The 11,652-nt window shown below is 63.3% G+C and carries 12 protein-coding genes; 5 read left to right on the forward strand and 7 right to left on the reverse strand.

What is annotated here, in order from left to right; genetic code table 11:
• Window positions 1–2 precede the first annotated feature (2 nt).
• From AB433_RS16280 to AB433_RS16295, 4 genes are all read right to left on the reverse strand, one after another.
• The gene (locus tag AB433_RS16280) at window positions 3–425 is read right to left on the reverse strand and encodes a 23S rRNA (pseudouridine(1915)-N(3))-methyltransferase RlmH (RefSeq protein WP_047822494.1); all 423 of its coding nucleotides are present in this window, start codon (window positions 423–425) and stop codon (window positions 3–5) included.
• Between the two features lie 95 nt (window positions 426–520).
• Complete coding sequence (gene rsfS, locus AB433_RS16285; RefSeq protein ID WP_047822497.1) at window positions 521–931, reverse strand: ribosome silencing factor; 411 nt, start codon at window positions 929–931, stop codon at window positions 521–523.
• A 134-nt stretch (window positions 932–1,065) separates the two neighbouring features.
• Window positions 1,066–1,713: a nicotinate-nucleotide adenylyltransferase gene (locus AB433_RS16290; protein ID WP_047824337.1), complete on the reverse strand. Its 648-nt coding sequence runs from the start codon at window positions 1,711–1,713 to the stop codon at window positions 1,066–1,068.
• Between the two features lie 14 nt (window positions 1,714–1,727).
• Complete coding sequence (locus AB433_RS16295) at window positions 1,728–3,029, reverse strand: glutamate-5-semialdehyde dehydrogenase (protein WP_047822499.1); 1,302 nt, start codon at window positions 3,027–3,029, stop codon at window positions 1,728–1,730.
• A 411-nt stretch (window positions 3,030–3,440) separates the two neighbouring features.
• Here AB433_RS16295 and AB433_RS16300 point away from each other — a divergent pair, with 411 nt between their 5' ends.
• Both AB433_RS16300 and AB433_RS16305 read left to right on the forward strand, forming a co-directional pair.
• The gene (locus AB433_RS16300; RefSeq protein ID WP_082134983.1) at window positions 3,441–4,553 is read left to right on the forward strand and encodes a M23 family metallopeptidase; all 1,113 of its coding nucleotides are present in this window, start codon (window positions 3,441–3,443) and stop codon (window positions 4,551–4,553) included.
• A gap of 4 nt (window positions 4,554–4,557) precedes the next feature.
• Window positions 4,558–4,932: a bactofilin family protein gene (locus tag AB433_RS16305; RefSeq protein WP_047822503.1), complete on the forward strand. Its 375-nt coding sequence runs from the start codon at window positions 4,558–4,560 to the stop codon at window positions 4,930–4,932.
• 15 nt (window positions 4,933–4,947) lie between these two features.
• Here AB433_RS16305 and AB433_RS16310 read toward each other — a convergent pair whose 3' ends face one another.
• The 3 genes from AB433_RS16310 to AB433_RS16320 all read right to left on the reverse strand — a co-directional run bounded on the left by AB433_RS16310 (window position 4,948) and on the right by AB433_RS16320 (window position 8,678).
• Entirely contained in the window at window positions 4,948–6,708 is a 1,761-nt protein-coding gene (locus AB433_RS16310) for an AMP-binding protein (protein ID WP_082134984.1), read from the reverse strand.
• 124 nt (window positions 6,709–6,832) lie between these two features.
• Complete coding sequence (locus AB433_RS16315) at window positions 6,833–7,510, reverse strand: DUF1013 domain-containing protein (protein ID WP_082134985.1); 678 nt, start codon at window positions 7,508–7,510, stop codon at window positions 6,833–6,835.
• A gap of 190 nt (window positions 7,511–7,700) precedes the next feature.
• Entirely contained in the window at window positions 7,701–8,678 is a 978-nt protein-coding gene (locus AB433_RS16320) for an NAD(P)H-quinone oxidoreductase (RefSeq protein ID WP_245626695.1), read from the reverse strand.
• A gap of 142 nt (window positions 8,679–8,820) precedes the next feature.
• Here AB433_RS16320 and AB433_RS16325 point away from each other — a divergent pair, with 142 nt between their 5' ends.
• Genes AB433_RS16325 through clpA form a run of 3 tightly spaced genes read left to right on the forward strand, consistent with a single transcriptional unit; the run spans window position 8,821 to window position 11,598 of the window.
• Entirely contained in the window at window positions 8,821–9,036 is a 216-nt protein-coding gene (locus tag AB433_RS16325) for a DUF1192 domain-containing protein (RefSeq protein ID WP_047822509.1), read from the forward strand.
• Window positions 9,033–9,206: a hypothetical protein gene (locus AB433_RS20670; protein WP_156170862.1), complete on the forward strand. Its 174-nt coding sequence runs from the start codon at window positions 9,033–9,035 to the stop codon at window positions 9,204–9,206. Before AB433_RS16325 ends, AB433_RS20670 begins: the two co-directional genes overlap by 4 nt.
• Window positions 9,207–9,210: 4 nt before the next feature.
• Entirely contained in the window at window positions 9,211–11,598 is a 2,388-nt protein-coding gene (clpA, locus tag AB433_RS16330) for an ATP-dependent Clp protease ATP-binding subunit ClpA (protein WP_047822511.1), read from the forward strand.
• Window positions 11,599–11,652: the final 54 nt, after the last annotated feature.

The following is an 11,652-nucleotide window of genomic DNA, read 5'->3' on the forward strand; positions in this document are numbered from 1 at the left end:
CGTCATCCGGCCCGGTGATAAGGGTGACCGGCGAGGATGCTGGTCGCGCGCCACAATTGTTCGGCCAGCATTGCGCGGACCATCAAGTGCGGCCATGTCATCGGGCCGAATCCCAGCAACAGGTCCGCATCGGCCCGCGCCGCGTCACCATGACCGTCGGCTGCACCGATCAGGAACTGCGTTTCGCGCATCCCGTCATCGCGCCACCGGCCGAGCAGGGTCGCGAAATCCTCCGACGACATCTGCTTGCCGCGTTCATCCAGCAGGACCTTTTTCGATGGCATCATTGGGGACGGCACCGTGCCGCCGGTATCGGGCAGCTCGGTCCATTTCATCGGCCAGGTCACGCGTTTGGCATAACGCGCCACCAGATCGGCCTCTGCCGAACGGCCGATCTTGCCGCGAGCGATGACGTGCAGGCGCATAAGGGCCTGTTACACGTGTCGCACAATGCGCGTCCAGCGGGCCTGCCGGTTATCCCGGCGCGGCCCCGTGGAATCGCGAAATCAGGCCCGAGAGATCAGGCCGTTCCCGTCTCTCCGAAACCCCACATCCGTTCGAGGTTGTAGAACGAACGCACTTCGGGGCGGAAAAGGTGAACGATGACGTCGCCGGCATCAATCAATACCCAGTCTGCGGCGGGTAGTCCCTCGATACGGACCGATCCGAAACCGCCGTGTTTCACCCGCTCACCCAGTTTCTGCGCCATGGCAGTCACTTGGCGGCTGGACCGGCCCGAGGCGATCACCATCTGATCGGCGATCGAGCTTTTGCCAGCAAGCGGGATGGAGACGATGTCCTGCGCCTGGTCGTCGTCAAGCGACTGCAGCACCAGGGCGTGGAGCGATCCGGGTTCGGCATCAATGTCGGTGATGCCAGAGCCGGTCTGGGCAAAGCCGGACGTTTCCGGCAAGGCTTGCGCTGTATTCATAAGGTCCTAGGTGGCTCCTCAAGTTGCCCCTTGCAAGTCCGCGCGCGCGAAACGCGCAGATGCCCGCGCCGTGCGGGCAGGGTCGTAACCGAAAATCATGGCTGGATCGAAATTGCGGTTGTCGAAGCTGCGCCTCAAGCCGCGTCCCCCGGTATGATGCGGCGGGTAACCGCATCGCGTGGGGGTGCGCCCACAAGGCCAGTGGCCCAGTCGGGCTGTTCCGTGCGCAAGGCCGTGGCCGAACGCGGATCGGGATCGAATGCCAGAAACACCAGTGTCGGTGCGCTCCAACTTCCCCGGTTGCGAAGTCTGAACGGTGACGCCCGGAAGCGCCGCAGCCAGGCCGTGGCGGGGCTCGTCACGGCATGCGCATCATACCCCGGACGCGCGATCACCGCAATCGGCATGGTTCTCGCTATCCTCCGCCAATCCTTCCAGAGGTGAAACTGGGCAAGGTTGTCGCTGCCCATAAGCCACACGAATCGCCGGTGGGGATAGCGCCGGACCAGCGCCTCAAGCGTATCGGCGGTATAGCGGGTGGCCAGTGTGGTCTCGACTGCAGTCACGCGGATCGGCGCGCGCCGCGCCTTTTTGCGGGCCGACGCGACGCGCGCAGGCAGGGGGGCCATCCCCTTCTTCGGCTTGAGCGGGTTGCCGGGGGATACCAGCCACCATACCTCGTCCAGTCGCAGCGCCTTGGCCGCGAACAGGCTGATCCGGCGGTGCCCGCCATGCGCGGGGTTAAAGCTGCCGCCCAGCAATCCGGTATAGATCGGCCGCATTTGGAGCGACTGCGTCAGGGCCGCGTCTGTCCGGTTCCGCGCACCTGCCACTTATACGTCGTCAGCCCCTCCAGCGCGACGGGCCCGCGGGCGTGGAGCCGTCCGGTGGCAATCCCGATTTCCGCACCCAACCCGAATTCGCCGCCGTCGGCAAACTGGCTGGAGGCGTTGGCCATGACGATGGCGGAATCGACGGCGTTGAGGAACTGCTCCGCCGTCTCGGCATCGCTTGTAACGATGGCATCGGTATGGCCCGACGAATGCGCGGTGATATGCGCCAGCGCCGCATCCAGCCCGTCGACGACCGCGACCGACAGGACTGCTTCGAGATATTCGGTATCCCAGTCCCCGGCATTGGCAGGCGTGATCCGGGTATCGAGCGCACAGGCCCGTCCGTCGCCGCGCACCGCGCAGCCTGCGTCGATCAGCTTGCCGACAAGATCCGACGCATGCGGATAAGCAGCGTCGATCAACAGCGTTTCCATCGCGCCGCAGATCCCGGTGCGGCGCATCTTCGCGTTGACCGCGACTGCCTCCGCCATCGCCTGATCGGCAGCGCAGTGGACATAAGTGTGGCAGATCCCGTCGAGGTGGGCGAGCACGGGCACCCGCGCCTCTGCCTGAACGCGCGCGACAAGGCTTTTACCCCCGCGCGGCACGATCATGTCGACCCCGTCCGCAGCGCGGAGCAGGGCGCCTACGGCGGCACGGTCCTGCGTCGGAACCAGCTGCACCGCGTGGGCCGGGATACCGCCCGCCGCAAGCCCTTCGGCCAGCGCGGCAAGGATCGCCCGGTTGGAATTCACCGCTTCGCTGCCGCCGCGCAGGATCACCGCGTTACCGGCCCGCACGCAGAGCGCGGCGGCGTCGGCGGTTACGTTGGGTCGGCTTTCGTAAATGATGCCGATCACCCCGATCGGCACGCGCACGCGCGATAGCTGCAAACCATTGGGCCGTTCGCTGCTGGCAATGGTTTCACCGACCGGATCGGGCAGGGCGGCAACCTGATCCACCGCATCGGCAATGCCCGCAAGCCGGGCCTCGTCCAGCCGCAGCCGGTCCAGCATTGCAGAGGTCAGCCCGCGATCCTCGCCCTTGGTCACATCCTGCGCATTGGCAGAGAGAATTGCCTTGGCATGATCGCGCAGGGCCTGTGCGGCCTTGCGCAGTGCGGCGGCCTTGTCGGCATCGCTCTTGCCCGCCAGCACGCGCTGCGCGGCGCGCGCGTTCGCGGCCAGTGTCGCGATCAGATCGTCGGCATCGGCGGTGTCGGGGGCAGTGTCGCCCTGCGCGCTTATGGTTTCCTGCATGATCATAACGGCAATCGCCTACCACCGCGGCCCCGATGTGTCAGTGCCTAATCGCGTTGGACCGTCCAGCCCGGCAGACTGATAATTTCATGACAACCGGCTGAGCGAAGAATCTGCCAACATCGGTGTGAAATGCCTGCGGCAAAGCGAGCGTTAACACCTTACAAACCACTCTGTTCCCGGAGATTCGTGAATTTGTTCACATTTCCGCCTCATTTCATCCCGCCTGACCAACGGTTCATCGAAACGTCCCATTTCGGAACTCGACGTTAACTTTCCTCCTGTTAGCCCTTGCAGCGACGGGAAAGTCTCGCGCCCCCAGCGGGACTATCAGGGAAACGGGGTCTTGTTGTGACACAAGCGGCCAGCGGGCTATCTGCCCGCCTGCAAAGCTGGTTTCCGGATCGCGAATTTATCATGCGGTCTCAGGGACAGGTGCGCTTCGTTCGCATCAGTGCGAAGTTCCAAAAGCGGTGCGCCGCCGGAATCGCGGCACTGGGCCTTGTCTGGACCGGAACGATGGCGACCGCGCTGGCCAACGAATGGCTCCAGCACCAAAACGCCGCCGAACTGGCCAGCCGCGAGGCGAAGGTCGCCACCGCCGAAAGCCGGGTCGATGCCTATCGCGACGATCTGAGCGCGGTGGCCGACGATCTGACCCGGCGTCAGGATTTTATCGACGACATGGTCGAAAACCACCTTGGCACCTTGCCGACCGTGGGCGACGTTTCGGGCGTTCAGGATTCGACGGCGGAAACCCGCCGCACCGTGGACAAGGTTTCGGTCGCGATTCCAGAGGCTTCGGGCCTTGCCAAGATGGAAGCGCGTCAACTGGCCTTCGTCGAAGGTCTGACCCGCCTTGCCGACCGCCGCGCGGCAGAGGCAGAGAGCGCGATCCGCAAGCTGGGCCTCGACCCCAAGGCGATCACGCGCAATGCCCGCAACGAAGCGATGGGCGGTCCGTTCGAGGCTTTCAGCCGCGGCAAGGATTCGCTGGACCCGCGTTTCGAAAAGCTCGGCCTCTCGCTCGCCCGCATGAGCGCGCTTGAGCGCGGGCTTGAAGGCATTCCCAACGTTCTGCCCGCCAGCATCGAGATGATTTCATCGCCCTTCGGTTTCCGCCGCGACCCGATCAACGGCCGCGCTGCGATGCACTCCGGCCTCGATTTCCGCGGCCCTGTCGGCACGCCGATCCATGCCGCCGCAAAGGGCAGGGTCAGCTTCGTCGGTTGGAAGGGCGGATATGGGCGGGTTGTCGAAATCCGTCATGGCAATGGCCTGATGACCCGCTATGCCCACATGTCCGCATTCGGCGCGAAAGTCGGCGACAAGGTGAATGCCGGTGACGTGGTCGGCAGGATCGGATCGTCCGGGCGTTCGACCGGCCCGCACCTCCATTTCGAGGTGCGTATCAACAATCGCGCGGTGAACCCGCGTCCCATGCTGGAAAAGGGCGCAAGCCTGCTTGGAGCGAAGCGTGTTTTCGAAGCAAAACAAGGCGGAGACGACCACTCCGCAACGCACGGCTAATCCCGTGGCGAGTGGTTCCTCATTCTCGGTGCTGGGCGCCGACATCAAGATCAAGGGCGATATATCTGCCAGCGACGATCTGCACATCGACGGCAGCGTCGACGGCGATATCGACTGCGGTTCGCTGGTTCAGGGCGAGCAGAGCAGCATCACCGGATCGATCACCGCCGATTCGGCGCGTCTGGCCGGAACGGTCGAGGGCTCGATCAACGCGAAGACGCTGGTCGTGTTGAAAAGCGCGAAGATCACCGGCGACGTGTTCTACGACACGCTGACCATCGAGCAGGGCGCCGCCGTCGAAGGCAGATTCGCCCAGCGCGCGCATGACAGCGGCAAGAAGGGCGGCGAGAGCGAGCCAGTTCTCAGCCTCGCCACCTGATCCTGTCCCGGCGGGTCAGCCCGCCGGTTCCAATGCCCCGTTATCCGTTTCGGCCTGCGCCGCCACCTCGGCGCGCAGGGCCTTGCGGTCCAGTTTGCCGATCATCGTTTTGGGCAATTCTTCGCGGATTTCGACCGCGCAGAGCCGTTCGTGCTTACCGACGTGGCCGTTGATCCACCTGAGCAAGCTGTCGCCGTCGTCCTCGCTATCGGGTTCCAGCGTGACATAGGCCTTGGGCCGCTCGCCCAGATAGGCGTCTGGGATACCGATCACGAGCGCTTCCTTCACGCCCTTGCGGCTGTGCAGCACTTCCTCGACCTGGCTGGGGAAGACCTTGAACCCGCCGACGCTGATCATGTCCTTGATCCGGTCGACGATGGTGATGAACCCTTCGTTGTCGATCGTCGCCACGTCGCCGGTGCGCAGATAGCCGTCTTGGAAGACCGCGTGCCCCTCCGGCCGGTTCCAGTATCCCACCATCGTCTGCGGGCCGCGAATCGCCAGTTCGCCCGGTTCGCCGACAGGGGCGAGGCGGGTAGGGTCTTCCTTGTCGAGCAGGCGGATTTTCGTGCCCGGCAAGGGCTGCCCGATGGTGCCGGGCTTCTCCGCCTCCCAACTGCCGAACGGATTGGTCGAAACGATGCACGATTCGGTCAGGCCATAGCCTTCGACCACATGCGCCCCGGTCGCCTTTTCGAACCGGCGTTTCAGCGGGAGCGGCAAGGGCGCACCGCCTGATATGCAGATACGCAGCGGTGAGAAGTCGGTCTTGGCGATATCGGGATGATCGAGCAGCGCCTGATACATCGTCGGCACGCCGGGGAGCGATGTTGCCCGCACGCGATTGACCGCCTTCAAGGTCTGCCGCGCATCGAAGCGAGGCAGCAAGACGATCATCCCGCCATCCATAACGGTGCGGTTCAGCACGACGATGTTTGCGAAGATATGGAACATCGGCAGTACGCCGATCATGATGTCCCGCTCGCCCCGGTGCCTATCAACCCGTAGCGTCTGGCGCGCGTTCACGGTGATATTCTGGTGCGTCAGGATCGCGCCCTTGGGCCGTCCGGTCGTCCCACCGGTATATTGCAGCAAGGCAATGTCGGTCAGCGGATCGATGGCGACATGCTCCGGCTCGCTGCATCCGTCGATAAAGCGGCCATAGGGCACGATGCGCGGGTCGTTCGGAATCGGCGAAAGCTGGCTACGCCCGACGATCCGCAACAGTGCGGATTTCAGACGCGGCAGCATATCGGCAAGGCTCTGCACGACCAGCTTTTCGAGCCCAGACTGCTTCAGCACCGCCTCGGCCGTGGGCAACAGCGCCGACGAATCGATGGTGAACAGCATCCGCGCGCCCGAATCCTCGACCTGCGCGGACAATTCCTCGACCGTGTAGAGCGGCGAGAAGTTCACCGCCGTCGCCCCAGCCATCAGGATGCCGTAGTATGCGGCAAGGTAGACGGGCACATTGGGCAGGAACAACCCGACCCGGTCGCCCTTGCCGATCCCGGCGCGTTGCAGGGCATGTGCGACCCGCTTCGACTCTGCCACCATGTCGACGTAACTGGTGCGGCGGCCGTAGAAATCGACGATCTTGCGATTGCCCGCCAGATGCATGCCCCTTTCCAGCAGATCGGGCAGCGACAGCGGTTCGAATTCCGAATCCCACGCTATCGGGTGGCGATAGGTATCGCCCGGCCCCAGCTTTCCGGTTGCATCCGTTCCGGGCCATTCGGGTCCCGGGTTCCTCTCGATATTATTATTGACATTCATGTCAGCTATTGTGCCCTCCCGCGTCGCTTTCCACAAGGGAGCAGCCTCGCAGGCGCAGCAAAAAGCCCGACCCGCGGGGACCTGCGGATCGGGCTTTGTAACCTTTGGCCGGTTAAGGCTTGGCTTATTCTTCCGATGCGCCCTCTTCGCGGCGGGCGGCGAGCCATGCTTCGGCCTCTGCTTCTTGCGCGGCGACAACCGCGGCGCGGGCGGCGTCTTCACGCTCTTTCTTCAACTCGTCAATCAACGCCTGACGGTCGTCGACAAGGCGCGAATCGGTCACTGCCTCTGTCTCGATCCCGGCCTTCTTGGCGGCCTTGGCTACGGCAGCGTCCAGCTCGCGCTGCGAACACAGGCCCAGCGTCACCGGGTCTTTCGGGTTGATATTCTGGATGTTCCAGTGACTGCGTTCGCGGATCGCGCCGATGGTGTTGCGCGTCGTGCCGATCAGCTTGCCGATCTGCGCGTCGCTCATTTCCGGGTGGTTGCGCAGGATCCATGCGATGCCGTCGGGCTTGTCCTGACGTTTCGACACGGGGGTATAGCGCGGACCCTTGGTGCGCTGGATCTGGACCGGCGCCTTGTGAATCTTCAGCTTGTAGTCCGAATCGTTCTGGCCCTTCTCGATCTCGTCGTGGGTCAGTTCGCCCGCGCGCACTGGATCGCGGCCGGTGTACTTGGCACCGGCCAGATCGTCGGCCATCGCCTGCACTTCCAGGATATGGAGGCCGCAGAAATCGGCGATCTGTTCAAACGTCAGGCCGGTATTGTCGACCAGCCAGCTGGCCGTGGCGTGCGGCATCAACGGGGTTGCTTGATTCTGGCTCACACGAGCATCCTCTCGGATCAGGGGCCCGGGGCGCGATTCTGGCCATGCGGGCGTCAAAAACGATAAGGGCCGCCCCTTACCGGAGCGGCCGCTTGCACCCCTGATTTAGGGGAAGCGGCGCGGTTCGGCAAGTGTGGATGCGATTTGCGCGCCTTTCGCGGATTCAGACATCCAGCACGATCTTGCCGATATGCCCGCCCTCGTCCATCCGCGCATGGGCCCCGGCGGTGTCAGTCAGGGCAAAGCGCCTGTCCATTACCGGGCGCAGCTGGCCGCTTGCTACAAAGGGCCAGACGGTGCCGCGAATCTCTTCGGTCAGGGCGGCCTTGAATTCGCTGGACCGGGGGCGAAGCGTCGATCCGGTCAGGGTCAGGCGCTGAGTCAGGATCTTGTGCATCGGGATCGTCGCCTTGACCCCGCCCTGCACCGCGATGGTCACATGCCGCGCGCCGGGCGCCATGCAGGCGATGTTTCGGGCGACATAGTCCCCGGCCACCATGTCCAGCACCACGTCCACACCATGCTTGCCGGTAATTGCCGCAACATCCTCGACGAAATCCCGGGTCTTGTAGTTGATTGCATGGGCCGCACCGATGTCCTTGGCGGCAGCGCATTTCTCGTCACTTCCGCAGGTGACGATGACTTTCACGCCGAACAAGCGCCCCAGCATGATCGCCATCGTGCCGATGCCGCTGGTGCCGCCGTGGACGAGCAACCACATGCCTTCGTCGGCAAGGCCAAGCTCAAAGACGTTGTGCCAGACGGTGAACAGCGTTTCGGGCAGCGCCGCCGCCTCGGCCAGCGACAGGCCATCGGGCACCGGCAGGCAATGCGCGGCTTCGGCAATGCAGTACTCGGCATAACCGCCACCGATGACCAGCGCGCATTGCCGCGTGCCCATCATGGCAGGATCGACGCCCTCGCCCAAGGCAACAACTTCGCCCGCGATTTCCAGACCCGGCGTATCGGGCGCGCCAGGCGGTGGGGGATAGAGCCCCTTGCGCTGCATCACATCGGGCCGATTCACCCCGGCATGGGCGACCTTGATCAACACCTGTCCCGCACTCGGCGAAGGTACGGCGATCTGGGTCGGCACCAGCACCTCCGGCCCGCCCGCACCGCTCAGGGCTATTGCGGTCATCCGCTCCGGCAGCATCGAACAATTCCCCCAATTGCGACGTGATGGCGCAACCCGATTGTGGATTAGCGCACGATCTTGCGGTGGACTAACCGCACGACCCGTTGACAGCAAGCCGATCCGACCCAAGATTAAGGTTACTCAGATGGACGACGACGATCGCCCCCGCCCACGCGGCGACAATGCAAGCCGCCTTACCAGCGAAAGCCTGGACAGCTATTCGCAGGATGAGCTGGAATATCGCATTTCGTTGCTGGAGGCGGAGATTGTCCGCACCCGCACTCACATGGAAAAGGCCGCTGCCCATCGCAAGGCGGCAGATGCCCTGTTCGCTGCCAAACCGGGCGGCGCGACACCATGACCCTATCCCGCTTCGCCTCGATCTACGGGCGTGGCCGACCGTTCGTCGCATTTTTCTTTACGCAGGTGCAGCAAAATGCTGCACTGCGGCAACCAAGTCGTTTGCTGTTCGTTCAGGACCTTGGGGTTATGAAGGAACGGGGACTCGCCACCAACGGCAGAAAGGCCTGATACCATGCCATCATTCGCACAGAGCCTCGAGAAAACGCTCCATACCGCGCTCGCCAATGCGGCCGAACGCAGTCACGAGTATGCGACTCTCGAACATCTGCTGCTTGCTCTCGTCGACGATCCCGACGCGGCACAGGTGATGGAGGCTTGCGGGGTAGACCTGCCGGAACTGTCCAACGTGGTGAAACAGTACCTGGATCAGGAATACCAATCGCTGAAAACCGCCGAAAAGGCCGATCCTTCGCCGACCGCCGGGTTCCAGCGGGTGATCCAACGTGCGATCCTGCACGTGCAATCCAGCGGCAAGGACACGGTGACCGGAGCAAATGTGCTGGTCGCGCTGTTCTCCGAACGCGATTCCTATGCGGTCTACTTCCTGCAGCAACAGGACATGAGCCGCCTCGACGCGGTTTCGTACATCAGCCACGGCATCGGCAAGTCGGGCCGCTCGGTCGAAACCCGCACGCCCAAGGGCGCGGAGGAAGAGGCCAAGCAGGAAGAGAAGCCGGATTCTGGCAAGGGCAAGAAGGAAACCGCGCTCGACCAGTTTACCGTCAACCTCAATGACAAGGCGCTGGCCGGTAAGGTCGATCCCCTGATCGGTCGCGGGCCGGAAGTGGATCGCACGATCCAGATCCTGTGCCGCCGGTCCAAGAACAACCCGCTTTATGTCGGCGATCCCGGCGTGGGGAAAACCGCCATCGCGGAAGGCCTGGCGCGCAAGATCGTCGAGGAAGAAGTGCCCGAGGTGCTGCTCGATGCGGTGATCTATTCGCTCGACATGGGCGCATTGCTGGCGGGCACCCGTTATCGCGGCGATTTCGAAGAGCGTCTGAAGCAGGTCGTCAACGAACTGGAAAAGATGCCGGAGGCGATCCTGTTCATCGACGAAATCCACACTGTCATCGGCGCGGGCGCGACCAGCGGCGGCGCGATGGATGCGTCGAACCTGTTGAAGCCGGCCCTGTCGGGCGGAACGATCCGTTGCATCGGTTCGACCACCTACAAGGAATTCCGCAACCATTTCGAAAAGGACCGCGCCCTGCTGCGGCGGTTCCAGAAGATCGACGTGAACGAACCGACGGTCGAGGATACGATCAAGATCCTGCGCGGGCTGCGTTCCGCGTTCGAGGAACATCACCAGGTCAAGTACACGCCCGACGCGATCAAGACTGCGGTGGAGCTGTCGGCCCGCTATATCAATGACCGCAAGTTGCCCGACAAGGCGATCGACGTCATCGACGAGGTTGGCGCGATGCAGATGCTCGTGCCGCCCAGCAAGCGCCGCAAGACGATCACCGCGAAGGAGATCGAAAAGGTCATTTCGACGATGGCCCGCATTCCGGCGAAATCGGTGTCGAAGGACGACAAAAAGGCGCTCGAAAACCTTGAGCGCGATCTGAAGCAGGTCGTCTTCGGACAGGACAAGGCGATCGAGGTGCTCTCGACCGCGATGAAGCTGAGCCGTGCGGGCCTGCGCGATGCGGACAAGCCGATCGGTTCGTTCCTGTTCAGCGGCCCGACCGGCGTCGGCAAGACCGAAGTCGCGCGGCAGCTGGCCGACATCATGGGTATTCCGCTGCAACGTTTCGACATGTCGGAATATATGGAGCGGCACTCGGTATCGCGCCTGATCGGTGCGCCTCCGGGCTATGTCGGGTTCGATCAGGGCGGTCTGCTCACCGATGCTATCGATCAGCAACCGCACTGTGTGCTCTTGCTCGACGAGATTGAGAAGGCGCACCCCGACCTGTTCAACATCCTGTTGCAGGTGATGGATAACGGCCGCCTGACCGACCACCACGGCAAGACCGTCGATTTCCGCAATGTCGTACTGATCATGACGACCAATGCGGGCGCGGCGGACATGGCGCGTAGCGGTATCGGGTTCGGCGACGTATCAAAGGCCGACGCGGGCGAGGATGCGGTGAAAAAGCTTTTCACCCCCGAATTCCGCAACCGCCTCGATGCGATCGTGCCGTTTGCTTATCTGGGTAAAACGATCGTCAGCCGCGTGGTCGACAAGTTCATCCTGCAGCTGGAACTGCAACTGGCCGACCAGAACGTCCACATCCAGTTCGACAGCGATGCCCGAGCATGGCTGGCCGACCGGGGTTATGACAAGCTGTACGGCGCGCGCCCGATGGGCCGCCTGATCCAGGACAAGGTCAAGCAACCGCTGGCGGAGGAACTGCTGTTCGGCAAACTGGCGCAGGGCGGTGAAGTTCATGTCTCGACCAAGGAGGACGAGGGCAAGCCGGTCCTGTCCTTCGAACTGACCCCGGCCCCGCCGAAAGTCGTCAAGCGTCGCAAGACCAAGGCGAAAAAGGTGACGCCCGCGAAGAAGCCGTCGGACGAAACCTCGACCTCTGGCGAAGACAAGGCCGACTAACGCTTTGCTTAAACGGAAATGAAGAGGGCGGTCCTGCGGGGCCGCCCTTTTTCG

Source organism: Croceicoccus naphthovorans (assembly GCF_001028705.1).
In the GTDB taxonomy this organism is placed as follows: Bacteria; Pseudomonadota; Alphaproteobacteria; order Sphingomonadales; family Sphingomonadaceae; genus Croceicoccus; species Croceicoccus naphthovorans.

Bases quoted from the DNA above. Each gene is read 5' to 3' on its own strand.
- AB433_RS16315 (WP_082134985.1), bottom strand. From the start codon at position 7,510: ATGCCGCACGCCACGGCCAGCTGGCTGGTCGACAATACCGGCCTGACG.
- AB433_RS16300 (WP_082134983.1), top strand. From the start codon at position 3,441: ATGCGGTCTCAGGGACAGGTGCGCTTCGTTCGCATCAGTGCGAAGTTC.
- AB433_RS20670 (WP_156170862.1), top strand. From the start codon at position 9,033: ATGACCCTATCCCGCTTCGCCTCGATCTACGGGCGTGGCCGACCGTTC.
- AB433_RS16290 (WP_047824337.1), bottom strand. From the start codon at position 1,713: ATGCGGCCGATCTATACCGGATTGCTGGGCGGCAGCTTTAACCCCGCG.
- AB433_RS16280 (WP_047822494.1), bottom strand. From the start codon at position 425: ATGCGCCTGCACGTCATCGCTCGCGGCAAGATCGGCCGTTCGGCAGAG.
- AB433_RS16310 (WP_082134984.1), bottom strand. From the start codon at position 6,708: ATGAATGTCAATAATAATATCGAGAGGAACCCGGGACCCGAATGGCCC.
- AB433_RS16325 (WP_047822509.1), top strand. From the start codon at position 8,821: ATGGACGACGACGATCGCCCCCGCCCACGCGGCGACAATGCAAGCCGC.
- AB433_RS16295 (WP_047822499.1), bottom strand. From the start codon at position 3,029: ATGATCATGCAGGAAACCATAAGCGCGCAGGGCGACACTGCCCCCGAC.
- rsfS (WP_047822497.1), bottom strand. From the start codon at position 931: ATGAATACAGCGCAAGCCTTGCCGGAAACGTCCGGCTTTGCCCAGACC.
- AB433_RS16320 (WP_245626695.1), bottom strand. From the start codon at position 8,678: ATGACCGCAATAGCCCTGAGCGGTGCGGGCGGGCCGGAGGTGCTGGTG.
- clpA (WP_047822511.1), top strand. From the start codon at position 9,211: ATGCCATCATTCGCACAGAGCCTCGAGAAAACGCTCCATACCGCGCTC.